Origin of the sequence: Mycobacterium florentinum, assembly GCF_010730355.1 — a bacterium.
GTDB lineage: Bacteria > Actinomycetota > Actinomycetes > Mycobacteriales > Mycobacteriaceae > Mycobacterium > Mycobacterium florentinum.
Genome location: NZ_AP022576.1, coordinates 4,673,368 through 4,697,737, shown reverse-complemented (window position 1 = coordinate 4,697,737; position 24,370 = coordinate 4,673,368). Strand labels below are relative to the sequence as shown.

At 63.7% G+C, this 24,370-nt stretch carries 20 protein-coding genes; 7 read left to right on the top strand and 13 right to left on the bottom strand.

Features of this window, described 5'->3' with window-relative positions; all coding sequences use genetic code 11:
• Positions 1–35: 35 nt before the first annotated feature.
• A complete protein-coding gene (locus G6N55_RS22410; RefSeq protein ID WP_085219859.1) occupies positions 36–2,774 on the top strand; it encodes a helix-turn-helix transcriptional regulator in 2,739 nt (912 codons plus the stop codon).
• Positions 2,775–2,784: 10 nt separating this feature from the next.
• Here the strand turns inward: G6N55_RS22410 and G6N55_RS22405 are convergent, their stop codons facing one another.
• Positions 2,785–3,702: an enoyl-CoA hydratase-related protein gene (locus tag G6N55_RS22405; protein WP_085219860.1), complete on the bottom strand. Its 918-nt coding sequence runs from the start codon at positions 3,700–3,702 to the stop codon at positions 2,785–2,787.
• Between the two features lie 70 nt (positions 3,703–3,772).
• On the opposite strand from G6N55_RS22405, the gene G6N55_RS22400 reads away from it, so the two are divergent.
• Complete coding sequence (locus tag G6N55_RS22400) at positions 3,773–4,909, top strand: acyl-CoA dehydrogenase family protein (protein ID WP_085219861.1); 1,137 nt, start codon at positions 3,773–3,775, stop codon at positions 4,907–4,909.
• Positions 4,910–4,938: 29 nt separating this feature from the next.
• On the opposite strand, the gene G6N55_RS22395 is transcribed toward G6N55_RS22400, so the two are convergent.
• From G6N55_RS22395 to G6N55_RS22360, 8 genes are read right to left on the bottom strand one after another with little or no spacing between them, the layout of a single operon-like run.
• On the bottom strand, positions 4,939–6,399 hold the full coding sequence (locus G6N55_RS22395; RefSeq protein ID WP_085219862.1) for an MCE family protein: 1,461 nt from the start codon (positions 6,397–6,399) through the stop codon (positions 4,939–4,941).
• Positions 6,399–7,538 (bottom strand): MCE family protein, encoded by a 1,140-nt coding sequence (locus G6N55_RS22390; protein ID WP_085219863.1) that lies wholly within the window; start codon positions 7,536–7,538, stop codon positions 6,399–6,401. The genes G6N55_RS22395 and G6N55_RS22390 overlap by 1 nt, the downstream gene beginning before the upstream one ends.
• Positions 7,535–8,842 (bottom strand): virulence factor Mce family protein, encoded by a 1,308-nt coding sequence (locus tag G6N55_RS22385; RefSeq protein WP_085219864.1) that lies wholly within the window; start codon positions 8,840–8,842, stop codon positions 7,535–7,537. Before G6N55_RS22385 ends, G6N55_RS22390 begins: the two co-directional genes overlap by 4 nt.
• A complete protein-coding gene (locus G6N55_RS22380) occupies positions 8,839–10,143 on the bottom strand; it encodes an MCE family protein (protein WP_085219907.1) in 1,305 nt (434 codons plus the stop codon). Before G6N55_RS22380 ends, G6N55_RS22385 begins: the two co-directional genes overlap by 4 nt.
• Positions 10,140–11,168 (bottom strand): MCE family protein, encoded by a 1,029-nt coding sequence (locus G6N55_RS22375; protein ID WP_085219865.1) that lies wholly within the window; start codon positions 11,166–11,168, stop codon positions 10,140–10,142. The genes G6N55_RS22380 and G6N55_RS22375 overlap by 4 nt, the downstream gene beginning before the upstream one ends.
• On the bottom strand, positions 11,165–12,514 hold the full coding sequence (locus G6N55_RS22370) for an MCE family protein (protein WP_372517594.1): 1,350 nt from the start codon (positions 12,512–12,514) through the stop codon (positions 11,165–11,167). The genes G6N55_RS22375 and G6N55_RS22370 overlap by 4 nt, the downstream gene beginning before the upstream one ends.
• A 3-nt stretch (positions 12,515–12,517) precedes the next feature.
• Entirely contained in the window at positions 12,518–13,372 is an 855-nt protein-coding gene (locus G6N55_RS22365) for an ABC transporter permease (protein WP_085219867.1), read from the bottom strand.
• A complete protein-coding gene (locus G6N55_RS22360; protein ID WP_139826645.1) occupies positions 13,369–14,133 on the bottom strand; it encodes an MlaE family ABC transporter permease in 765 nt (254 codons plus the stop codon). Before G6N55_RS22360 ends, G6N55_RS22365 begins: the two co-directional genes overlap by 4 nt.
• Positions 14,134–14,371: 238 nt before the next feature.
• Between G6N55_RS22360 and G6N55_RS22355 the strand changes: the two genes are divergently transcribed.
• The 5 genes from G6N55_RS22355 to ku all read left to right on the top strand — a co-directional run bounded on the left by G6N55_RS22355 (position 14,372) and on the right by ku (position 19,983).
• A complete protein-coding gene (locus tag G6N55_RS22355) occupies positions 14,372–15,535 on the top strand; it encodes an acyl-CoA dehydrogenase family protein (RefSeq protein WP_085219868.1) in 1,164 nt (387 codons plus the stop codon).
• A complete protein-coding gene (locus tag G6N55_RS22350; RefSeq protein WP_163667458.1) occupies positions 15,532–16,740 on the top strand; it encodes an acyl-CoA dehydrogenase family protein in 1,209 nt (402 codons plus the stop codon). The genes G6N55_RS22355 and G6N55_RS22350 overlap by 4 nt, the downstream gene beginning before the upstream one ends.
• 120 nt (positions 16,741–16,860) lie before the next feature.
• Complete coding sequence (locus G6N55_RS22345; RefSeq protein WP_085219870.1) at positions 16,861–17,766, top strand: carbohydrate kinase family protein; 906 nt, start codon at positions 16,861–16,863, stop codon at positions 17,764–17,766.
• Positions 17,767–17,876: 110 nt separating this feature from the next.
• Positions 17,877–18,953 (top strand): GGDEF domain-containing protein, encoded by a 1,077-nt coding sequence (locus G6N55_RS22340; protein WP_085219871.1) that lies wholly within the window; start codon positions 17,877–17,879, stop codon positions 18,951–18,953.
• A 154-nt stretch (positions 18,954–19,107) separates the two neighbouring features.
• Positions 19,108–19,983, top strand: a complete 876-nt coding sequence (gene ku, locus G6N55_RS22335) for a non-homologous end joining protein Ku (RefSeq protein ID WP_085219872.1) — start codon at positions 19,108–19,110, stop codon at positions 19,981–19,983.
• Positions 19,984–19,996: 13 nt separating this feature from the next.
• Here the strand turns inward: ku and pstA are convergent, their stop codons facing one another.
• From pstA to pstS (G6N55_RS22315), 4 genes are all read right to left on the bottom strand, one after another.
• The gene (gene pstA, locus G6N55_RS22330) at positions 19,997–20,920 is read right to left on the bottom strand and encodes a phosphate ABC transporter permease PstA (protein ID WP_085219873.1); all 924 of its coding nucleotides are present in this window, start codon (positions 20,918–20,920) and stop codon (positions 19,997–19,999) included.
• Positions 20,917–21,903, bottom strand: coding sequence for a phosphate ABC transporter permease subunit PstC (gene pstC, locus G6N55_RS22325; RefSeq protein ID WP_085219909.1), 987 nt, complete (start codon positions 21,901–21,903; stop codon positions 20,917–20,919). The genes pstA and pstC overlap by 4 nt, the downstream gene beginning before the upstream one ends.
• 36 nt (positions 21,904–21,939) lie before the next feature.
• Positions 21,940–23,055, bottom strand: coding sequence for a phosphate ABC transporter substrate-binding protein PstS (gene pstS, locus G6N55_RS22320; protein WP_085219874.1), 1,116 nt, complete (start codon positions 23,053–23,055; stop codon positions 21,940–21,942).
• Positions 23,056–23,241: 186 nt separating this feature from the next.
• Positions 23,242–24,354, bottom strand: a complete 1,113-nt coding sequence (pstS, locus tag G6N55_RS22315; RefSeq protein WP_085219875.1) for a phosphate ABC transporter substrate-binding protein PstS — start codon at positions 24,352–24,354, stop codon at positions 23,242–23,244.
• Positions 24,355–24,370: the final 16 nt, after the last annotated feature.

The window sequence follows — 24,370 nt, the reverse complement described above, 5'->3', positions numbered from 1 at the left end:
CCGAGCATGCGTAATTTCTACGGTCCGTCGATTGCATGATTATTGTGATGGTGCTCACTACAATAATGCCGGTGGCCGGCACGGAGCCCGCGACGCGAAGAGAGGTGCACTTGACGCGTTACGTCCAGCGCGACGTTGACCAGCAGTGGCCGTTTGTCGGGCGGGTGCAGGTCTTCGAACAGCTGCGACAGTTACTGTTCGACCAACGAGCGCCCGTCCTGTTGGCCGGTCCGGCCGGCGTCGGCAAGACGCGCCTGGCCACCGAGTTGCTCGACCGGGCTGAGCAGCAGGGCTTTCCCACGGTGCATGTCACCGCGACCCGCGCCGCGGCAGAGATCCCGTTCGGCGCCCTGGCCGGCATGCTTTTCGCCGACGACGAACCGTTGCCGATGCCGGTATCGATACGGGCAGAGTGGATGCGCAGCGCAGTGCGACGGATAACCGCCATGGGCGGCGAACTCCCCATGGTTCTGCTTGTCGACGACATCCAACTTCTCGACAGCGTGTCGGCGACGTTGATTCATCACGCCGTTGCGGCCAACGCATGCCTGTTGCTGGCGACGATGCGCACCGGCGATGCGGTTCCCGATCCCATCCTGTCGCTCTACAAAGACGGCTATGTCACCCGAGTCGACGTGGGAGTGCTCGACGCCGACGAAGTCGAAGCCATCCTGCGGGCGGTTTTCGGCGGCATCGTGGAAAGCTCGACGGTTCAACAGTTCGCGGTGCGCAGCGGCGGCAACATCTTCTATCTGCGCGAACTGGTCCGCGGCGCGCTGCGATCCGCGACTCTGGTGCTCGACGAGAACGTCTGGCGGCTGACCGGCCGCGCTCCACTGTCGGCTCGCCTGATCGAGCTGGTCGACGCGCGCCTCGCCGAACTAACCCCGGACGAGCGCAATATTCTCGACGTCTTGGCCTACGGCGAGCCACTGGAACTGCAACACCTGAGAGCCTTCGTCGCCGGCGGCGCCGCGTTGGCCGAACGCTTAGAGGCCCGCGGGTTGGTCGCCAGTCGCCACGAGGGTCGCCGGCTGATGATCAGAATGGCCCATCCGGTTTACACCGATGCGCTCCTTCACGAACTGACCGCGGTGCGCCGCAGCCGCCTCGCCAGAGAGCTCGCCGATATCGCCGAAGACGTCGGCGATATCGGAACCGACGGCCTGATACGCACGGCGACATGGTGTCTGGAAGGCGGCCTGCGGCGGCCCGAGCTCATGTTGAGGGCCGCGTATCAAGCGCGGTGGACGTACGACTTTGGGGTGGCCGCGCGGTTGGCACGAGCAGCCTCCGAAGATGGCGCGGGGTTTGAGGCCGAGCTGCTATGTGGTCAATTGGCGTATCTCCAGGGCCGCGCGGGTGACGCCGATGTTGCACTGGCGGGCCTCGCCAACGCGGCCGCCAACGATGACCAGCGCACGCGAATAGCGTTGGCGCGCCTCGAGTGTGCGATGTTCAGTGGGCGTATCGAACATGGCATCCGAATCGCTGAGTCCGCAGAGGCGGCAACGCACGAGCCGGCGTTGCGCGATCAGATCACCGCACGTCGCGCCGGGCTGATCCTCGCGGCCACCGGCCCCGACGCCGCCGCGCGAGTCGCCGCGCCCTTGCTCAAGACATCGGAGGGCCCCGCGTTGGTGTGGGCGTGCTTGATCACGTCGGCTGGGTGCGCACGCCTCGGCCGGTTCGACGAGGCGATGAACGCCGCCGACGTCGGCCACGCGGCGCAAGCACGGTTGGCCGCCCCGCTCGACAACTACCCATGGCTACACATCTTTTTCCGCGGCGACGCGCAGATGTACTCCGGCCAGTTCGACAGTGCGCTTACCACGGCCCGCCACCATTACGCCGAGGCCGTCTCTGCGGGATCGATTGAGGCACAAGCTTATTTCGCGTGGCAATTGGCCAAGTCCGTGGGTGAGCGGGGAAATGTCGAGGAATCCGTGCGGTACGCCCGCGAGGCGGCGCTGCTGTTCCGCGACCTTGGCCGACCGACATTGCAGGAACAAAGCCTGATCGACTTGGTGATCGCGCATGCCATCGGCGGAGACGGCCATTCGGCCGGTGCAGCTCTGGCCGAGCTGGACAAGCTGCGCTTGGCGAGAAGCTACTACGCTGTCGAGGTGCTGCGCGCGAGAGCCTGGACGTGCATCGCCAATGGCGAGTTATCGTCCGCCCGGGACAATCTGGAGCGTGCGGCCGAGCTCGGCGAACGCATCGGTGACCGCGTCGGCGCCCTGGACTGCCTGCACACGCTAGCCCGGCTCGGACACACCACGCGGCTGTACTCGCGCGCCGCGGACATCGCCGAACATGTTCAGGGGCAGCTAGCCCCCGCCCGGCTGGCCAACATTAGCGCCCTGGAGACCAAGGATTGGCAAAGGCTCCATACGGTTGCGCAGGAGTTCGCCGATATGGGCGCACACTTGCTCGCGGCCGAGGCCGCCGCCGAAGCTGTTGTCGTGGCACGCAAGAAGAACGCCTCGACTCAGCAAGTGGCCATCTTGCGTCGATTGGCCGCGAGATTGCGTCAGGACTGCCCGGGCGCAATGACTCCCTCGCTGCAGACCGCACAGTTACGCGTGACATTGACCGTCGCCGAGGCTGACGCGGCGCGCCTGGCGGCCGCGGGGCTGTCGAACAAGCGCATCGCCGAGAAGTTGTTCCTGTCGACGCGGACGGTCGAGGGGCAGCTCCAACGGGCCTACGAAAAGTTATGCATCGGGGGGCGTTCCGAACTTGCGACAGCGCTCGCCGAACACTCCCTGTGAACGGTTCGGGCTAGTTGTCGAGCACGTCGGGCAGATCGCGCGACGGCGACATGACAAACGATGCGGGTCTGCGCTCCAAGAAGGCTTGCACACCTTCGCGCGCGTCAACCGATGCCCCGAGTTTGGCGAGAGCTCTCGACTCGAGTAGGTGTGCTCGGGCAGGTTCGGCGGCACCGTACATGCGCCACAACAACTGACGCGTCAACGCGACCGACACCGGGGCCGAGTGTTCGACGAACTCATTGGCTATCGCGTACGCGGAAGGCAACAGTTCAAGGCAAGGATGTACGCCGCGCACGAAGCTCGCGTCGAGCAGCTCGTCGGCCGAGTAGAGGCGGCCGGTGAACATCCATTCCGCCGCCCGGCTGATGCCGACGATCCGGGGGAGAAACCAGGACGACGCTCCGTCCGGGGAGATGCCTCGACGGACGAAGGCAAATCCGACGCGGGCCTTCACGCAGGCCAGGCGGACATCCATCGGCAGGGTGAGGCTTGCGCCGAAACCGACCGCGGGGCCGTTAATGGCCGCTATCAACGGCTTTCGGAATCGGAGCATGCGCAACGCAATGGTGCCGGCCCGATCAGGTAGTGGCCAGCCGTCGGCCGATTCGTCCATTTCTCGCGCAAAGGTGTCCGCACCCGTCCCGAGGTCGGCTCCGGCGCAAAAGCCGCGACCGTGCCCCGTGACCACGACTGCCCGGATCGCGTCGTCGGAATCGACGGCATCCAGTACATCGAGGAGCTGGTCGACCATGTCGGCGGTAAACGCATTAAGCGCACGTGGGTTGTTGAGCCACACCGTGGCAATACGGTTGTGCACCTTGAGGTCAACCCGTCCGACATCAGCCGCCGGCGGTGGGTCACCGAAGGACTTGTCCGAGTGCTCGTCCTGTGCAGGGGCTCCGCCATCACTCGATCGCTGGTCCATCAACGTCTCCTTTGATTGGTATAGTGCAATATAGAATAAATCACTCGCGGCGGCGGAGGGAGGACACACCATGGTCGCCGAGCTGACCGCGGACCAACGATCCTTACGTGAGCTCACGCGGAAATTCCTGGCACGACGAGCCGACGAGCCCGTCGTCCGCGCCGCCATGGAAACACCAGCCGGCTTCGACGAAGGCGTTTGGCGGGAATTCGCCGAACTCGGGCTATGCGGCCTGGCGGTGCCGGCGCGCTACGGAGGAGCGAACTGCGGCCCGGCCGAGGTCGCGATCGTGATGCGCGAGCTCGGCCGCGCACTGGCACCGTTGCCGTTTTTTTCCAGTGTCGCTCTGGCCCAAACCGTTGTCCTGCAGAGCGACGATGCTGCCGCCTCTGACAGGTTGCTTCCCGATTTGGCTACCGGCCGGCGTCGCGCCGCGGTCGGGTTGGTTGAACCGTCGTGGCGGTGGGATCCGACGACGGTTCGGACGGCCGCAACAGAGCACGACGGCGGCCAGTGGCGCCTTTCGGGGACTAAGACTTTCGTGGTCGACGGCACCACCGCCGACGTGATACTGCTGGCAGCGCGCCACTCCACCGGAGTCGGTTTGTTCGAAGTCGAAGCGGGCGCGCCCGGGATGTCCCGCACCGCGTTGACGACTATCGATCAGACTCGGCGAGTGGCCCGCATTGACATGACCGAAACCCCGGCACGTCAAGTGGGCGCGAGTAACGCAGCCATCGATGTCCTCGATCGGGCGCTGCCGCTGGCATACATATACCTTGCCGCGGAATCGGTCGGCGGAACCGAATGCGTGCTCACGCGTGCGGTCGACTACGCGAGGACCCGCACCCAATTCGGCCGGCCGATCGGATCCTTTCAAGCGATCAAGCACAAGTGTGCGGACATGCACGTCGACTACGAAACCGCGCGCTCGACACTGGAACACGCGGTTTCGTCAGCTGCGGGCGCCGCGGACGACGCCGCAACCTCGGCGAGCATCGCCGCAGCATTCTGCCATCACGCGTTCTTGCGCTGCGCCGCCGAGAACATCCAGGTCCACGGTGGTATCGGTTTCACCTGGGAGCACCACGCCCACCTCTACTACAAACGGGCGCAGGCCAATTCCGTCCTGCTCGGTGACGACGCGCATCACCGCCGGTTCCTGGCTATCTCGTTAGGCCTGGCGGAGCCTCAGCCGAGTAGATAGTCGACGATCGTCGCGCCATCGTGACCCGATCAGGGTCCGGCAGCCGGTAACAACATGTCCTGCCAGCGGCGCGGAGCACCGCCGGCGCCCAAGTCGGTTTCGGTGTAGGTCTTGCCGTCGGGCCCGACGTATGACCCCGTGGCCGGATCGTACTGTGCCGCAGCCATCGGGGGCAGCGGCCCATCACGTGGCGTAACACCCTGCGGCCCTGGCGTTCCCGGCTCCAGCTGCGGTACCGGTTGCCCGGACAGCGTGGCATTCGGGTCGCCCTTCCAGTACAAGCCCTCGTTCAGCGGCACATAGTTTTCGTCGCTTTCGCACATCTTGACGGTGGGCGCGCGCTTCCCAGGACGCGTGATGCAGGGGAGATTTCGCGCGCCGCGAACGGCGAACATGGAGTCCTGAGGAATTCTGCAGTAGAGGTCGCCCGGCGGCCGTTCCGGCGCGTCCGTGAAGTTGGGCGGCCGTATCTGGGTAGCCGGCAGAAAGCCGGTCGTACAGGGGGGCGGCAGGTTGATGTTGAGATTGAAGTCGAGGTTGATGCCGTTGTAGTCCTGTTTGGTGTTCCGATTGGCGACCCCGGCGCCTTGCAGATCGCCAATGCCGATGGGAAGCAGCACCAACAGTTGCTCGATGCTGGCCTGATAGGTCACCGCTACCTGATTGACGCTGACCAGATTGGCCAGCAAGATGGGCAACGTCGGGCGAAGCTTGTCAATCAGCTCACGTGCCTTCTCGATGCCGGCAGGACCGGTTTGAATCAATCCACCCACCGCGTGATCTTGGCGCCGGAGTTGATCGGTGATCGTAGCCAGGTTTGCGGCCCAGGAACGTACCGCATCCGCACTCTCGGTTTGCGAGTCCAATACGGGCTTGGACCGGTCGATCAATGTCGTCAGGGGACCCAGGTCTTTCCGAGCGTCGAGGGCAAGAGTGGTGGAGCCGTTGATAATTCGCGAGATCTCTGGCCCGAGGCCCCCAACGGCGACGTAGGCTTCGTCGACAACTGTCTTCAGGTTGTCACCCGGGATCGCATCCAGACCGTTGTTCAGCGAGTCCAGCAGCGAGTCGACCGGCGGCGGGACGGAGGTCTTGCCGACCGGTATGACATCTCCCTCTTTGAGGTAGGGTGCGCCGCCCTTGTCCGGCAGCAACGCGACATACTGTTCGCCGATTGCGGACTGACTGTGGATCTCCGCGTGCAGGTCGGCGGGGATCCTGATGTCCGACCTCAACGACAATACGGCGGCGACGCCCTCGTTGGTGAGCCGTACCGATTCGACTCGCCCCACTTCGGTTCCGCGGTAGGTGACGTTGCCGCTTGCGTACAGGCCTCCGGAGGTCGGCAGTTGCAGGGTCACCTTGTAGTGCCCGGTGCCGAACAGCATGGTGGGCAGCCGCATATAGCCCACGATCATCACGACCGCGGCGATCGTGGCGATCAAGGCGAAGACGATGAGTTGAATGGCCGTCCGTCTGGCGAGCCTCATCAGGGCCCCTGATTCCAGTTGTACGGAATAATAAGGGGATTAGCGATGGTATAGGGGCTCGGCAATTGGCCGATCGTGCGGCCCCACCGCATCTCCACTTCGGTCAGCTTGCCCTCGAAGCGGGTGCCCGTCAGCAGTGCGGCGTCGATGCGGCTCAGCGTCAGGTCGACGATGATGGTGTCGTTGGCATAGTCGCCCCGCTGCCACGTCTCGATGGTCTCCCGGGGCCAGGGATAGGTTGCCAGCACGCCGAGGGAGCGGGTCAGCGCCGGGCCGGTGCTCGCCAGCTGGTCGAGTATCGGCCCGATGTCGTTGAACTCTTTGACCAGGGATTCCCGAGTTTGGCTGACTGCGCTGGCCGCCAATGCGCTGTACTGGCTCAGCTTTTCGAAAGCCTCGGTGAGGTGATGACGCTGATCCCGCAGTACCGCCAGCGTATTGGGGATGGTCTTGAGTGCCGTCTCCACTATCGGCCGCTGACTGGCGAACTTGCCGGCGAGCCTATTGAGACTCTCGGTCGCGGCGATGATGTCGGCGGTTTGTGCGTCGACGTAACTGACATAGCGGTTCAGCTGTTCGAGGAGGCTCCGCAGATCTTTCTCGCGCCCGTTGAATGCGGTGCTGAAAGCCTTGGTTATCTCTTGTATCTGGCCTACACCACCTCCGTTGAGCAGCAGCGAGACGGCCGAAAGCGTTTGTTCCGTGCTCGGATAGGAAGCTCCCGAGGACAACGGAATCAGCGATCCGTTGTGCAGGTTTCCCCGGGGAGCGACGCGGCTCGGCGGGGCGAGTTCGACGTGCAGCGAACCCAGCAGGCTGGTCTGTCCGATCGTCGCGGTCGCGTTGGCCGGCAATTTGACATTGCCGTTGATGCGCATGGTAAGCAACGCGTGCCAGCCCTGGCGTTGGATTTTTGTCACGGTACCGACGTTGACATCGCCAACCCGGACACGTGAATTCTGTTGAATCGTACCGACATCCGGTAGCTGCGCCTGAATCGTGTACGCGCCGGCTCCCCCGCCCTGGGTTCCGGGCAGCGACATCGAATTCAGTCCTCGCCACTGGCATCCGGGAATCGCGGCGATGGCCAAAGCCAGCACGATACGTCCGGCCACGGCGCCGTGCCATGGTGTTCTCATCCGCCCACCCCCGGCGGCATCATGATCCCCTGCAGACCGTTTTGCGGGTTGGTGGCCGTCGCCTCGACCGGTACCGGCGCCGCCGCGGCGCTACCCCCGGGATTGCTCTCGCCCGCTGGTGGGGGCGCTGGGATGTGGTCGGGTCTCATCCAATCCTCGCTGTAGGTCAGCTCGTTGGGCCGCGCGGAGGCACCGACAAACGGGTTGAGTCCGATCGGGAGGAAGTTGACCTGCCGGTTCTTGATGATGGGTGCCAAGTACTGGACGCAGAGCTTTGCGGACTGTTCGGCCCCCAGTCGCGATGCGGCCTGGATCGCCCCGCACAAGAAGCTGATCGGGTTGGAGAAGTTGTTCAACGCGATCGCGCCGGACAACGACCCCTGTGCCGGTTGGTAGATATTCAAGAAGTTCGAGAAAGCGGTCGGAGCAACATGAAGCGTCTGCTTGATGTCGTCCAGGCTGTCCCTGACCGCTGTCGTCACCGAAGCCAGCTGCTGTGACGTCGTGGAAAGTGCTTCGTTGTTCTCCGACAAGAAACTCTGGACATCGCCGACCGCGGCATTCAGATCCGATACAGCGGTGGCGATTTCGTCAGGGTCGTCAGCGAGCAGGCCAGTGGCGGCGGCGAGATTCTCGTTGAGCATCCGCATCCCATCGGTGCTGTCATGAAGCGCCGACACCAGGACCGCGAGGTTGCGTATTGTCGCGAAGATGTCGCCACTGTGCTCACCGAGCGCCGAAAACGTCTGCGACAGCTTGATGATGGTGTCGCGCAGATCGCCGCCTTGGCCGCGCAGGTTGTCGGCCGCCGTGTCGATGTACGCACCCAGCGTGCTCACACCGCCCGGCTGGGTCGGTTGCAGGGTGGCGGTGAGCTTGGCGAGTTGGTCACGGAGGTCGTCCCACTCGATGGGCACCGCGGTGCGGTCTTGCGGAATGACCGATCCGTCCTTCATCCGCGGACCGGAGCTGTAGGCCGGCGTCAGCTGGATCGCGCGGGCGGTGACCAGTGAAGGCGCCAGAATCGCCGCGTTGGCCGAGGCCGGCACCGGGTACTTGCTGTCGTACCAGAAGGTGATCTTCGCCCGCTGCGGCTGCGGCTCGATGGCCTCGATCTCGCCGACTGCAACCCCGAGGATGCGTACCCGATCACCGACGAAAATCCCGTTGCTGTTCGCGAAATACGCGACCACATGGACTCGTTTCTTGCTGTCCAGCGGGCCGTTGAACAAGGCGATCCCGGCGACCAGGACGATCCCGAGAAGGGCCGCCAAGAGGATGAGTGAACGTCGACCTCTCATCATTGGCCGTTCCCCCTTGTGGGCTCGTTTGGCGCCGGAACGTAAACGGGACTCGGTGTCGGATCCGGGGTGGATCGCTGACTGGATGGCGCGAGGGCCGGCGGCCCCGGCGGCGGCCCGCCCGGCGGTGGAGCGGCGGGGGGTTCGCGGTACGGGTACCTCGGATCACCGGGGCTGCCGGTAATCGCATCGGGAAGGGTCAGTCTCGGTTCGCCGCCTTGCCCAGTGCGCGGGTATGGGAGCGGAAGGGGAGGCGTGCCAGGCTGACCGGTCTGGGGATCGGCTCGCTGCGACGGCAGCAGCGTGTTGGGGTCCAGGCCAAGGTCTGAGAACGCCGCGTCGATGAATGGCTGAACGAACTGTCCCGGAAGAAGATTGGAGACATATGCTTTGAAGAATGGTCCGGATGCCACCGACTCTCCGAGGGACATGGCGTAGGAATTGAGGTACTTGATCGCCTGCTGGACGCGCTCCTTGCGGTGGTCCAAAATGGTCAGCACCCCGTTGAGTTTGTCCAGCGCCGGTTTGAAGTCGTGTCGGTTGTCGGCGATGAAACCCCTGAGTTGCCGGCTCAACGCGGATATGCTCCCCGAGATGTGATCCAGTGCGGCGCTTTGACTTCTCAGCTGCAGCAGTAGCGCGTTGGCGTCCGCCACCATCCGAACGACCGCGTCGCTGCGCTGCGCAAGCACGGAGGTCACCTTGTTGGCGTTGTGCAGCAGGTTGCGCAGCTCTGCATCACGCGAGTTGAGAGATTGCGCGAATCGGGCTGCACCATCGACGGCCTGGCGTAGATCCGGCGGCGTCGCCTTGAACGTTTCAGCCAGTGTGGCAAGCGATTTGGACAGTTCCTGCGTGTCCAAAGTGTCGATGGTGGCCGAAAGATCGCCCAGGGCATCGGGCAGCTGATACGGCGAGGTGGTCCGCTCGATCGGAATCGCCGCGGTAAGTGCGCCATCGCCGCGCGACGTCAGCTCCAGTATCTTGTCACCGAGAAGCGCGCGGGCCTTGATCGCCGCCTCCGTGCGGTCGCCAAGCCGCACGTTCTTGTGGACAGCGAACTTGACCATTACGTGGGGGCCCTCGAGGTTGACGCTGGAGACCTGCCCCACCCGCAGCCCCGAATACTGCACGGCATCACCGGCAGCTAGACCGCCGGCATCCGCGAAGTAAGCGCTATAGACCCGGTCGGAATTGACGAAGGGCAGTTTGTCGTATTGCAAGGCGCCAATGACCGCGAGGACGACCAGGCCTGCGCCGACGAGTCCGATCGTGATCGGATTGCGCTCTTCGAAATATTTCATTTCGGCGCGCACCTTCCGGTGCTCTGCCCCGCCACCCTGATGTAAACCGGTTGACCACCTTTGCCGTTCACTTTCAGGACGATGTCGCACAGATAAAAGCTGAAGTAGTCGCCGTACATGCCTTGCCGAGACAGCGCCCGGTAGGCGTCGGGCAATCCGTTGAGCAAGTTGTCCAGATAGTCATGGTCGGCCATCACGATGCCGGCGGCACGGTCGGTGCCCGTGACGACCGCGTGCAATCCGGGCCGACCGGCGCTGAGGAGGGCAGCGATGGAACGCGACGCCGCGTCGGTGTAGGCGATGCCGTTTGTCACATCATCCTTGTGTTCGGCTAGACCGTGCACGAGTTGGGTCAGAGAGTCGATTGCCTTGGCGAACTGGTCACTTTGATCGCCGATCGCTCCCAGCAAGGTGTTGAGGTTGGTGATGACCTCACCGATCAGCCGGTCTCGGTCGGCCAAAGTATTTGTCAGTACTGCCGTTTGGGCGAGAAACGAACTGATCGTCGCACCTTGGTCCTGGAAAGCGCTGACTAGCTGTGCCGACAATGCGTTCACCTGCGCGGGGTCAAGCGCCCGGAACAATGGACGGAATCCGCCGATGAGTGCGTCCAGGTCCAACGCGGGTGCGGTGTTGGCGATCGGGATGGTAGCGCCGGCCGGAAGCGGGCGTGTCGCGCCGGCGCCCTCCTCCAGCGACATGAATCTGCCGCGAATCAGGTTGTCGTACCGGATGACTGCCCGGGTGCCCTGCGTCAGGACGACGTCCGGTTCGACTCCGAACGTCACCATTAGCGTGGAGTTGCCCACGATCGCGATATCGCGGATCTTGCCCACCTCTACACCGGCGATTCTGACGAAGTTCCCTTTCTCCAGCCCGGACACGTTGTTGAACACGGCCTTGTAGTCGGTCAAGGAGTCGAAACGCAATTGTCCGAAGACGGCGAACAATCCGAATATCCCCAAGACGCAGACTGCGACGAAAGCGCCCAGCCGCCACACCGTCGTCGGTAAGGAGCGTTTCATGGGGTTCCTTGCGGAGTCGGTGTGGGTATCGGCACGTTAGGAAATAGCGGTGTTCCGTCGGGCGCGTGCCAGGGCGCACCGTAGGGCGGGCTACCGGGTGGGACTACCGGACCAGGCGCCGGCGCATCCACCCCGTGAAGCGTGGGCAGTTGGGGGACGGCTCGGGTAACGGGGAGGTAGTTGATCCACCAGGGATGCCCAATCCCCGGATTCGGGCGCAGGTCAAGACCCGTCCCCCAACCGGTGTTGGTGACGAGATACCGCTGCGGCCAGTTGTTGTCGACGATGGGCAGCGAACCGCAGCCCGGCTTGCCGCCGGGGCCTCCCTTTGCGGCGACCACCGGCAAGTTGTCCGGATAGCGGTACAGGTCATCACCGAACAGCAATGCGGTGTCGAGCTGGACGGACCGTCCATTTCCGCCGAGGGCACCGGAGCCGTGGTCGTGAAAGAATTGGGCGCCCAAGATCGTACAGGCGTATTCCGGGTTGTACTTGAACAACAGGTCGGTGATCGGCAGGAGGGTGTTGGCCGCATTCACCAGGTTGCCCAGGTTAGGTGCGAGTAAATCGATTCCGCTGTTGGAAAACCCGATGACACTGAGCATGAGGGCATCCAGAGCTGCGGCGTTGGTGCTGATCGTCTTGCTGGTGGTGCTCGCCGCATCGAGGGTGGCGATGATATCCGGTGCCGCCGCCGCATAGGTGTCGGCGAATCCCTTGAGCGCTAACCAATCCGCTCCTACGGTCTTCTCGCGTTCATTCAGGGCGATCAACACCTGGTTGGCCGCGGTGGTCGCCTCGCCGATCGTCTGGCCTTTCCCCCGCACACCTTCGGCGATCGCACTCAGGATCGCGTTCAATTTGGAGGTGTCGATCTTGTGCAGCAGATTGACGAGATTCTGGAAAATGGTATTGACTTCGGTGCTGACGTTCTCGCTCTTCAGGACCTGGCCCGCCGAGATCCGTTGCGGAAGGGGATGTTCCGGGTAAACCAGATCCACGTATTTCGCGCCGAAGGCCGTCGTCGCCCGGATGCGTGCCAGCACATTCGCGGGTATGTACTTCACCTGGTCGGGAAAGATCTCCAGCTGCAGGCTCACTCGATCGGTGCCGCTATTGATCTGGCTAACGCGCCCGACCTGGACTCCGCGCAGTTTGACCTTGCCGCCGGACTCCATGACCAGGCCTGCGCGATCGGCGACCAGCGTAACCGGGACGTAGGAGTTGAAGCTGCCGACGTAGAACGCCGATGTCACCAGCACCAGCGCGGCGATCAGGACAAACATGACCAATGTCCACAACCCTGGGTGCAGGCGTCGATTACGACCCGGTAGAAAGCTTTCCACGTGCTAACCGGACAGATTGAAGTTGCCGGATTGACCGTAGATCGCAAGTGAGACGAACAGCGTGACGAACACCGCCGCCACCAGCGAACTCCGAACGGCCCGCCCGACCGCCTCGCCAACGCCGGCAGGACCCCCCGATGCGGCGAAGCCGTAGTAGGTGTGGACCAGCATGATGACCGTCGCCATCGTGATGGCCTGAAAGAACGACCAGATGAGGTCGGTCGGGCTCAAGAACGTATTGAAGTAATGGTCATACACACCCGTTGACTGTCCGTAGATGGCCGTCGTTCCGAATCGAGCGGCGAGGAACGACATCAAGACCGCGATACAGTACAGCGGGATCACGACCAATACACCCGCAATCACCCGGGTGGACGCCAGGTAGGCGATGGAGCGAATGCCCATGGCCTCGAGCGCATCGATCTCCTCGTTGATCCGCATAGCGCCGATCTGTGCGGTCGCGCCGGCACCGATCGTGGCCGCCAACCCGATCCCCGCAACGAGCGGCGCGATCAAGCGCACGTTGAAATATGCTGATATAAAACCTGTTAACGCCTCCACTCCCATTCCGGAAAGCGAGTTGTATCCCTGTACCGCGATCAGGGCCCCGGCCGAGAGGGTCAAAAATCCGACGATCACCACGGTGCCGCCGATAACCGCCAAGGCCCCTGACCCTCCGAGGCTCATCTGTGCGATCAGGCGCAGCAGCTCGAACTTGTAGCGGGTGGCTGCGTCAACGATGCCCCGCAACGTCTGCGCATGGAACTGCATCTGCACCCCAAGGCGATTCCAACTGCCGACGCCGTGCACGACGACACGGTTCGTACGGGGGAACACCGCTTGCACCGCGACCGTCATGTCGTCGCCTTCACTCCAACCGCGGTCGCGATCACGTTGATGACGAATAACGCGACAAACGTGAACACAACGGTCTCATTGACGGCATTGCCCACCCCGGCAGGACCGCGCACAACGGAAATACCCTTGTAGCAGGCGATCAGACTGGCGGCCAGGCCAAAAAGGGCGGCCTTGATCAGGCAGATGATCACCTCCGGTGCACCCACGAGCAGCGTGAGACCGGCGACAAACGATCCCGGTGTCACGTGCTGGATGAAGACAGAGAACACAAAGCCGCCGACCAGCCCCACGATGGTGACCAGCGCCGACAAGAGGAACGCGACAGCGGTCGCCCCCAGCACGCGTGGAACGATCAGCGCTTGAACCGGATTGATGCCGAGCACCCGCAGCGCGTCGAGTTCCTCCCGGATTGTCCTCGCTCCCAGGTCGGCACACATCGACGTCGCCCCGGCGCCCGCGACCACAAGCACGGTGACCAGCGGACCGATCTGAGTCACCGCGCCCAATGCCGTGCCGGTGCCCGAATAGTCGGCGGCTCCGAACTCCACCAACAAGATATTCAGGGTGAAGACGGTCAGCACCGTGAAAGGAATCGACAGCATCAGTGTCGGAACGAGCGATACGCGCGCCACAAACCAGGACTGCTCCAGCAGTTCTCGCCACGCAAAAGGACGTCGGAACGTGAGCACCGCGGTATCGAGCGCCATCGCGAAGAAGCGGCCGACCTCGACAACCGGCTTCATGGAAGTGTCCACCCGCATGGCCCACGGCGGCTGAGCCGGAGTATGGCTCGACAGACCCGCTTAGTTCGCTGTGGCATAACGGATCTCGACGTGCCGACTGGTGTCGCTTTCTCTGCCCGGGTACTCCCGTTGATGAAAGCCGAGCAGCCGCCGCTTCCGGCGTGTGCCGTCCTCATGCCGCGCCCTCCCGCTTCTAACCGCATTCCCAAGCTGGTCCTATATTGTACAGTGATAGCCAAAATAGCAAGGGGTTGAGATGGACTTCGAGCTTTCACAGAAACAACAAGAGTTGCGGGTGCGCGGTGTCGAGGCGGCCAGGCCGTGGCGTTCACATGTCGACGAGTGGGACCGGGTCGATGCGGCTCCCTACGGTGCGGTCGCCGAAGCGATGGCAGCGGCCGGCCTCTGCGGGCTGACGATGCCGGCAAAATACGGCGGTGTCGAACTCACGGTGGTCGACTACGTGGTGGCCGTCGAGGCACTCATCAACACGTCGCAATCGTGGATCGTCGCGGAACCGACATTCGGATCGACTGGTCCTGGACCGACGATCGTGCTGTGCGCCGAAGACGAAGCGACCCGCGAGAAGTTCTTGCCCGATATTATCAGCGGCCGAAAAGCATGCGCCATCGCGCTCACCGAACCAGAGCACGGCTCGGACTTGACCGCTTTGTCGACTACCGCGACACCCGACGGCGACAACTACGTGATCAACGGGTCCAAGAGATTCATCACCGGATCGCCGGCCAACGAGCTCTACGCGACGTTCGTGCGGTTCGGCGACGAACCCGGGCATCGTGGCATCGGGGCGGTGATCGTCGAAAAGGGCACCGCGGGAATGCGATTGGAAAGGGGAGCGCAGTTCTCCGGCACGCGTGGACTCCCCCATGGTGAGGTCCACTTCGACAATTGCGTCATACCGCGCGAGAACGTCGTACGCGGGCCGGGCCATTTCGCCGACTTGATGATGGCGTTCAATATGGAACGCATCCACAACGCGACGTTGAGCCTGGCGCTCGCCGAGGCAGCATTCGACGTCGCGGTCAGCTACACATCCGGCCGGCAGGCATTCGGCAAACCAATCATCGAATTCCAGGCGACCTACCACACGTTGGTCGAAATGCGAATGGCAATCGATGCGCACCGCCTGCTGACCTACCGCGCAGCTTCCACGTCGATCGACGGTCGTTTTCCGAACGCCCGAGAATCGACGTTCGCCAAGCTGTCTGGCTGCACGATGCTGCCGAAGGTGACCCACCATGCCATGGTTTTGTGTGGCGGCGACGGAACAACGCTCGACCATGCCGCGCAACGACTGCACCGCGACGCGATGGCGGCATTGGTGGCGGGCGGATCGCCACCGGTATTGAAGAATGCTCTGGCGACCCAGCTTTTCCCCGACCACAAGTTCCGCCAGTGACCCAGGCCATCAACCATGACGCCTTTGCCGCGAAGTGCCGCAGGTTCCTTGACGCACACGCGCAGCGTCGCGACAACCCGGCTGGCGAGAACTCCGAGGACCCTGACACCATTCCGGTCTTCGACAGCCCAGAGCGCGCCGAGGAAGAAGAACAACTCGCGCAAGCAAAGCGATGGCAGCGAGACCTCTTTGACGAGGGCCTCGCCTGGATCACGGGCCCCAGTGCATTTGGGGGCGCCGAACTCGATCAGCGCTGTCAAGACATCTTCGACGAAATGTGTCTGCAGTACCGGCTGCCCAAGCTCAACACCGTCTTCGTGACGCTGCACATCGTTCTCCCGGGGTTGCTGGCCGGCGCATCCGAACAGCTCAAGTTAGAGCTGGTGCCGATGATGCTGCGCGGCGACATCATCGCGTGTCAGCTGTTCTCGGAGCCGGGCGCGGGTTCGGACCTGTCGGCGGTGTCTACCCGGGCGGTACGGAACGGATCCGGATGGGTGGTGACCGGCCAAAAAGTCTGGACGTCGGGCGGCCACTACAGCGACATCGGCCTGCTGCTGGCCCGCACCGGCGACGATGCCGTCCAGCATCGCCGCCTCACGATGTTCGTCGTCGACATGCATGACCCAGCCGTCAACGTCCAACCACTCCGGGAAATGAGTGGTGGCGCTCACTTCAACGAGGTGTTTCTCGACGCTCTCCAAATTCCTGACAGCCGACGAGTGGGTGACGTCAACGATGGCTGGAAGGTCGCCATGGCCACGCTCGGCGGTGAGCGCAAGGCGGTCGGATACAGCTCGGAAGACCCGAACTGGATTGTAGTACAACGTCTTATCGATCTCGCCTGGCGGGCCGCCGCGACCGGGCAATTGGCTGCCGGCGTCTTGGATGCCGTCGTTGACTGCTACGTCCTCGGCGCCGCGGTTGAGCACACCGCCGCAAACCTAGCCGCGGCCGAGCGAAGAGGCGAGTTACTCGGTCCTGAGATGTCGGTCTTGAAGCTACTGCGCAATCGGCTGCTGCGAAACTGCATCGAAGCCGCCAAACACATCCTGGGAATGAGCATGCTGGCTGACACCGGAGAATGGGGCACATACGCTTGGGGGCGCGCCGCGACGCTCGCTCCAGGCCTGAGGATCGGAGGCGGCACCGACGAAATCCAGCGCAATGTCATCGGTGAGCGCCTGCTGGGCTTACCGCGGTAACGGCAAGAACAGCGGGCCACTCCCGCTCGAAGCGGCGTCGCCCGGTCAACGCCGCGTCGACCCATCGAACGTGGCAGCGTCGCGACGGTTGCGCCGCAATTCGCCGTTACGGTTGGTGCGATGAACCGCGCGTTGGTGGTCGGCGAGGCGCTGATCGATATCGTCGGGCACGACGAACATGTCGGCGGCAGTCCGCTCAACGTCGCCGTCGGGCTCGGCCGGCTGGGCCGCGACGTCGACTTTCTGACTCACATAGCCGACGACCCGCACGGCCGTCGGATCGCGGATTACGTCAAAGCGTCTGGCGTACGGCTTGTTCCGGGTAGCACGACGGGTGCTCGGACGCCGACCGCGGTCGCGACGATCGCGGATGACGGGTCCGCCTCCTACGCCTTCGATCTGGACTGGCAGCTCTCCGGCACACCCGAGGTGGCGCCGCCGTTGCTGGTGCATACCGGGTCCATCGCGACCGTGCGCGAGCCGGGGTGCTTGGCCGTCGCGGCGTTGCTCGACGCCTACCGGCTGTCGGCGACGATCACCCTGGACCCCAACGTGCGTCCGTCGCTGATCGCGAACCGGGATCTGGCGCGGCAACGCATCGAGCACCTCATCGATCGCAGCGACATCGTCAAGGTCAGCGATGAGGATCTGCGCTGGATCGATCCCGACCACGAGCCGGAGCGGACGGCGCGAGCCTGGTTGGCGCTGGGACCCGCGATCGTGGCCGTCACGATGGGCGAACACGGTTCGCGGGCATTCTGCGCAGCGGGCGAGACACAGGTGGCCCCCAAACAGGTCCGGGTGGTCGACACCATCGGCGCCGGCGACGCGTTCATGGTCGGCCTGCTCGACGCACTCTGGGAAATGGACCTGTTGGGCGGCGACCGGCGGGCCGCGCTGGCCAGGATCCAGCTCGACGAACTGACCGCGGCATTGGAGTCGGCGGGGCTGGTGTCGGCGCTGACCGTCGGACGCGCCGGCGCCGATCTGCCCGATCGCGCCGCGCTGCGCTCAATCGCCTTCTAGCCCCGGCAGTTTCACCCGCGCCTCGGTGGCCGAGGTGGTTCGGATGCGGGCGTACCCTGGTTCGACGGCGCTCAACGGCGCCACCGAAGCAGGAGGTATGGGCGAGTTCCGTGGCAAAGCAGCCAGACCAGTTCGACTGGATCAGCGCCTACCTGGACGGTCACGGCCTTCTGACGCCGTGGCGCAGGATATCGGCCGTCTTCATCGCGTCATTCGCGGCTATCCCGCTGATCATGCTCTGGAGTCCGGCCGGGCCCGCGGATCATGTGACCCGGGCGGTGACCATCGCGGCATCGGCATGCGGAATCACCGGCGCGAGCCTGCGGTTGAAGCGCTGGCCGACCCGACGTCAGTCGAGCAGTTGGTTGCTCATCGCAATGGCGGGGATCGCGGCGGCGCTGCTGACACTGTCGAATCCCTACGTGGGACTGATGGCGTGCACGACTTTCGCGATCCTGGGCGGTTACATCGCCTACTTCCACACCGTGGCCTACGTTTTCGCCAACCTCGCCGTGGCCGCGACGTGCGTGGTGGTCCTGTCGTATCGAGTCATCGCGCACACGGGCGACGTGGCGCTGACCGCCGGTTCCCTGATCGTGGTGGTAGGACTCAACATCGGGGTGCCCTTGGGCATGCAGTCGTTGGTGCATACGCTGCGAACCGATCTGCAGAGCTCCGGTCGTGATCCGCTGACCGGCCTGCACAACCGGCGCTCCTTCAACAACTCGGCATACGAACTGATCAGGGTTCATCGCAACACACCGGGCTGCTATCTGGTGGTCGTGGTCATCGATCTCGACGAATTCAAGCGGCTGAACGACACGCACGGCCACGCTGCCGGCGATCGGGCGTTGGTCGCCGTCGCCGCCGCGCTTCAGCAGAGCAGTCGTGCCACCGCCGTGATCGGCCGGGCGGGCGGAGAGGAATTCGTCGTCGCCGATGTCAAGACCACGCCCGACCCCGCGCGGATGGCCGAACGAATGTGTGCGGCGATAGCCGCGCTGCCCTTTGAGATCACCGCGAGCATCGGCACCTCAAGCGCCTTGCTCGATACCGGCCCGACGACCGCGGGCATGGAACTCGTCGATGAGCTGATCAGGACCTCGGACGCCGCCATGTATGAAGCCAAACGGGCCGGCGGCAATCAAGTTCGCCACTATTCCGGAGACGCACCCCCGCTGGTCTGATTGACCGTCAACGAGTTTCGCTATTCCCGGCGGCCAAACCACGGCCACGGTGCCGGGCAATCCGGCGCTCGGCGGTGCACCCAAAATCCGCCGAACCCCAGCTCACGGGCCTGTCAGGCTGTTTCGCCGGCGATCGTATGGGCATACTGACAACATGCGCTCCATCTGGAAGGGTTCGATCTCGTTCGGGCTCGTCAACGTGCCGGTCAAGGTGTACAGCGCCACCGAAGACCACGACATCAAGTTCCATCAGGTGCATGCCAAGGACAACGGCCGCATCCGCTACCAGCGGGTGTGCGAGCTGGATGGCGAGGTTGTCGAATACCGGGACATCGCCCGCGCCTACGAATCCGACGACGGGCAGATGGTGGTGATTACCGACGACGACATCTCCACCCTGCCCGAAGAACGCAGCCGAGAAATCGAAGTGCTGGAGTTCGTCCCGGCCGGCGACATCGACCCGATGATGTTCGATCGCAGCTATTTCCTGGAGCCGGACTCGAAGTCGTCCAAATCGTATGTCCTGCTGGCCAAGACGCTCGCCGAGACCGACCGGATGGCCATCGTTCATTTCACGTTGCGCAACAAGACCCGGCTTGCGGCGTTGCGGGTGAAGGACTTTGGCAAGCGTAACGTGATGGTGGTGCACACCTTGTTGTGGCCAGACGAGATCCGCGACCCCGACTTTCCGGTGCTGGACAAGAAGGTCGAGATCAAGCCCGCGGAGTTGAAGATGGCCGGGCAGGTGGTGGAGTCGATGGCCGAAGACTTCAACCCGGACCGCTATCGCGACACCTACCAGGAGCAATTGCAGGAGCTCGTCGACGCGAAACTCGAAGGCGGAGAGGCATTTACCGCCGAGGAGAAGCCCAAAGAACTGGACGAGACCGAAGACGTCTCCGATCTGCTCGCCAAGCTGGAGGCCAGCGTGAAGGCGCGCTCCGGCGCCGGCAAGGCACCGGCGAAGAAGACGGCCGCAAAGAAGGCCCCCGCCAAGAAATCTCCCGCGAAAGCGGCATCACGATCCTGACCATCGGCATGGACTACGCCCGGGTGAAGCGTTCTCCACGCGGTCGGCTGCTCAAGAAGCGGAAGGCCGCGGCCATGAGATTGATGGCGGCCACGATGATTATCAAGGTCAGCGCGGCGCCCCAGACCCGCAGGAATCCCGCATGCTCCGGGTTGGTGAGTTCGGTGTAGATCAGTAGCGGCAGCGAGGCCATGTTGCCGTGGAGGATATCGAGATTGATCGACCGGCTGTACCCGACCAGGACCAGTACCGGTGCGGTTTCGCCGATGACGCGCGCAAGGGACAGCAGCACGCCCGATACGATCCCCGGCATCGCGATCGGAAAGACAATTCGCACAATCGTTTTCCACTTGGGGACACCCAACGCGTAACTGGCCTCGCGCAGTTCGTCGGGCACCAGCCGCAGCATCTCCTCGGTGGACCTCACCACGACCGGCAGCATCAACAGAACCAGCGCCAGGGCCACCGCGAACGCGCTTTGCTGGAACCCCAACGTGGCGATCCACAGACTGAAAATGAACAGCGCCGCCACGATCGAGGGAACCCCGGCGAGCACGTCGACCATGAACGTGGTCACCCGCGCCAGCCGCCCCGAGCCGTATTCCACCAGGAATACGGCCGTCATCAAGCCCAGCGGCACGGCAAGCAGGGAAGCCACGCCGGCTTGCATCAGCGTGCCGTACAGCGCGTGGTAGACCCCGCCGGCGAACTCCTCGGGCAGCACGCCGCGCAGCGAATGCGTCCACCAGCTCCTCTGGGTGACCGCATAGCCACCCCGCTCGATCACCACCCACAGCAACCAGGCCAGCGGTACCAGCGCGACGGCGAACGACGCGAGGAAAAGGGCCGTCGCGATGTGGTTGGTGATCCTGCGCCGCCAACTGAGCGGTTGCAATGCCGTGACTTTGAGCGGCTCTCGCAGTACCTCGACGCTCATGCGTTGACCTTCCCGCCGGCGATCGCGCGGGCGGCCGCGTTGACCACGAACGTGATCACAAACAATGCGAACCCCGCCGAGATATAGGCCCCAGTCGGCAACGGCTCGCTGAATTCGGATGCCGCCGAGGCGATTTTTGAGGCGAACGTGTAACCGCCGTCGAACAGCGACCAGCTACCCGGGCGGGCCGCCGCACGCAAGATGATCAGCACCGCAACGGTTTCGCCCAGTGCGCGGCCCAATCCCAGCATCGACGCGGCGACCACACCGCTACGGCCGTAGGGCAGCACGGTCATTCGCACGACCTCCCACCGGGTCGCGCCGAGCGCTTGGGCCGCTTCCATCTGGATACGCGGGGTTTGACGGAACGCTTCTCGCGCAACCGAAGTGATGATCGGCAGGATCATCACCGAAAGCACGATCCCGGCGGTGAAGATGGTGCCGCCGCCGGCCAAGGACACGTTGCCCTGCTTGAACAGAAATATCCATCCGAGGTTGCGGTTCAGAAACTCGGCCAACGGCTCGAGTTTGGGCGCCAGCACGGAGATTCCCCACAACCCGAAGATGATCGACGGCACCGCGGCCAGTAGATCGACCATCGCTGCGAACGGCCGAGCCAGCCGGGCCGGGGCATACTGCGTGAGGAAAACCGCGATCCCCATCGAGACCGGCACCGCCAACGCCAGCGCACTGATCGAACTCAGCAACGTCACCATCAACAAGTCATGGATGCCGAAGGCCAGCTTCTCGGCGTCGGTGGTGTCGAATTCGTTGCTGGTGAAGAAGTTGACGTGGTTCGCCCGCAGCGACGGGGTAGCACGAATCAGCAGAAATACCGCGATCAACACGATCGCGATCACGATCGTGGATCCGGCGGCGGTGGCGACCGAGGAGAATATTCGGTCGCCCCGCCGCACCGCGCGCGGGTTGATCGCCTTCAGCACAGGCTTTGTCCCATCCGGTCCAGGCTTTGGCCCGGACAGACTCACGCGCGGTCCTTCGGACACGACGACCTCAGATCACGAAATAGCGTTGACCGCAGCCGACAACCTCGATCCGAAGGCGTCCGGAATGGGGATGTAACCGTTGTCCCCCAAGCCATTCTGGCCGGGGCCGATGGTGCTCTGCAGGAATGCCTTCACGGCCGCGCCGACCTGCGAGTCCGGATACTTGGAGCAGACGACCTCGTATGTCGCCAACACGATCGGGTACGCGCCGGCCTGTTTCGGCCGGTAGAACGAAATCGTGTCGAGGACCAGGTCGTTGCCCTGGCCGACGATCGAGGCCCCGGAGATCGTCTTACCCACCGAATCGGTGCTGATCGCTACCGGGTCCGGACCCGCCGACGTGACGATCTTGGCCATGTTCAGGTGTTGTGCCTGCGCGAACGACCATTCGTTGTAGGTGATGGACCCCTCCGTGCTCTTGACGGCGGCGCTGGTGCCGTCATTGCCCTTGGCGCCCTCACCGACACCGCCGTTGAACTTCTTGCCGGCGCCCTTGCCCCACCCGCCATTGGAAGCGGCATCGAGATACTTCTGGAAGTTGTCCGTCGTCCCGGACTCGTCGCTGCGGAACACGACGTGGATCGGCTCGCCCGGCAAAGTCGCGCCGGGGTTGATGGCCTGGATCGCGGGATCGTTCCACGTGGTGATACCGCCGTTGAAGATCTTCGCGAGGCTCGGACCATCGAGGTTCAGCGAGGTCACCCCGTTGATGTTGAAGGTGACCGCGATCGGACCGAACACCGTAGGCAAGTTCCACGCCGGCGCGCCACCGCAGCGCGTTTGGGCGGCCGCGTACTCGTCGTGGCTCAGCGGCGAGTCCGATCCGCCGAAATCGGTTTGCCCACCGGTGAATTCGTGAATGCCTGCGCCCGAGCCGTTGGGCGTGTAGTTCAACGTCTGACCCGGGCAGGCCTGCTCGAACGCCTTGACGAAACGCGTCATCGCGTTCGCCTGCGCTGTCGAACCGCTTGCCTTCAGCGTCTTGGTGCCACCGCAGGTCACCTTGCCCGACGGTGCGCCGGTCGTCGTGCTGCCTCCGGTCGCATTGTTGTCGCTGCCACATCCCGAGATAACCAATGTTCCAGCAGCCAACACCCCGACCAAGCCGCCAAACCGGTTGAGTTTCAATTCAGTTCCTCACCTTTACGATTGAATGCCGCAGCCCTAGCCGCAGCTTACAAAACCAACCGTCATCCTCGCGACCGTGAAGCTACAGTAAGAACAGGTTAACGTTCGGCAAAATTTGTCCCCCCCATCGTCTTTCGGCGTGACGATGCCACCCCCTCACAATCGTGGGATGCCAAGGCCTTACAATCACGCGATCGCGTTGACGGCAACTGACAACCGGAATATGAACGTATCCGGGACACGGACATATCCGTTGTCGGCCAAGCCATTCTGGCCAGCACCGATGGTGCTCTGCAAGAACGCCTTAACGGCCGCACCGACCTCGGGATCGGGATACTTCGAACAGACAACCTCGTACGTCGCCAACACGATCGGGTACGCGCCAGGCTGATTCGGGCGATAGAACGAAGCCGTGTCGAGCGCCAAGTCGTTGCCCTGCCCGACGATCGGGGCGCCGGAGATCGTCTTGCCCACCGAGTCGGCGCTGATTGCTACCGGGTCCGGACCCGCCGACGTGACGATCTTGGCCGTGCCCAGGTGTTGCGCTTGCGCAAACGACCACTCGTTATAAGAGATGGACCCGTCGTTGGCCTTCACGGCCGCGCTGGTCCCGTCGTTACCCTTGGCGCCCTCACCGACACCACCGTTGAACTTCTTGCCGGCGCCTCTACCCCACGCACCCTTGGAAGTGGCGTCGAGATACTTCTGAAAATTATCCGTTGTCCCCGACTCATCGCCGCGGAATACGACCTGAATCGGCTCGGCCGGCAGGCTGACACCCGGGTTGAGCTCCTGGATCGCGAGGTCATTCCACCTGGTGATGCCGCCGTTGAAGATCCTCGCCGCGGTCTGACCGTCGAGGGTCAGCGAAGTCAGGCCGTCGACGTTGTAGGTGATCGCGATCGGGCCGATCACCACCGGCAGTTGCCACGCCGGCGAGCCGCAGCGGCGCTGCGCGGCGGCGTACTCGCCGGGCGCCAAAGTCGAGTCCGAACCGGCGAAATCACTTTGATCGCCGGTGAATTCGCTGATTCCCGAACCCGAACCATTGGGTAGGTAATTCACCGTATGACCCGGGCACGCCTGCTCGTACGCCTTGACGAACCGCGTCATCGCGTTCGCTTGGGCGGTGGATCCACTGCCCTTGAGCTTCGGTTTGCCGCCGCAGACCACCCGCACCGGCGCCGCGGGCGTGGTCGTCTTCTCACCAGTTGCGGTGTTGTCATGGCCACACGCCGACAACACCAGTGCGACAGTAGCCAGGACGCAGCGGACGGCACCAAGTCGGATGATTCTCAATTCAATCCTTCGACGG

Excerpts from the sequence above, each read along its gene's own strand:
- G6N55_RS22410 (WP_085219859.1), top strand. The coding sequence starts at position 36 with ATGATTATTGTGATGGTGCTCACTACAATAATGCCGGTGGCCGGCACG.
- G6N55_RS22405 (WP_085219860.1), bottom strand. The coding sequence starts at position 3,702 with ATGGACCAGCGATCGAGTGATGGCGGAGCCCCTGCACAGGACGAGCAC.
- G6N55_RS22400 (WP_085219861.1), top strand. The coding sequence starts at position 3,773 with ATGGTCGCCGAGCTGACCGCGGACCAACGATCCTTACGTGAGCTCACG.
- G6N55_RS22395 (WP_085219862.1), bottom strand. The coding sequence starts at position 6,399 with ATGAGGCTCGCCAGACGGACGGCCATTCAACTCATCGTCTTCGCCTTG.
- G6N55_RS22390 (WP_085219863.1), bottom strand. The coding sequence starts at position 7,538 with ATGAGAACACCATGGCACGGCGCCGTGGCCGGACGTATCGTGCTGGCT.
- G6N55_RS22385 (WP_085219864.1), bottom strand. The coding sequence starts at position 8,842 with ATGATGAGAGGTCGACGTTCACTCATCCTCTTGGCGGCCCTTCTCGGG.
- G6N55_RS22380 (WP_085219907.1), bottom strand. The coding sequence starts at position 10,143 with ATGAAATATTTCGAAGAGCGCAATCCGATCACGATCGGACTCGTCGGC.
- G6N55_RS22375 (WP_085219865.1), bottom strand. The coding sequence starts at position 11,168 with ATGAAACGCTCCTTACCGACGACGGTGTGGCGGCTGGGCGCTTTCGTC.
- G6N55_RS22365 (WP_085219867.1), bottom strand. The coding sequence starts at position 13,372 with ATGACGGTCGCGGTGCAAGCGGTGTTCCCCCGTACGAACCGTGTCGTC.
- G6N55_RS22360 (WP_139826645.1), bottom strand. The coding sequence starts at position 14,133 with ATGCGGGTGGACACTTCCATGAAGCCGGTTGTCGAGGTCGGCCGCTTC.
- G6N55_RS22355 (WP_085219868.1), top strand. The coding sequence starts at position 14,372 with ATGGACTTCGAGCTTTCACAGAAACAACAAGAGTTGCGGGTGCGCGGT.
- G6N55_RS22345 (WP_085219870.1), top strand. The coding sequence starts at position 16,861 with ATGAACCGCGCGTTGGTGGTCGGCGAGGCGCTGATCGATATCGTCGGG.
- ku (WP_085219872.1), top strand. The coding sequence starts at position 19,108 with ATGCGCTCCATCTGGAAGGGTTCGATCTCGTTCGGGCTCGTCAACGTG.
- pstA (WP_085219873.1), bottom strand. The coding sequence starts at position 20,920 with ATGAGCGTCGAGGTACTGCGAGAGCCGCTCAAAGTCACGGCATTGCAA.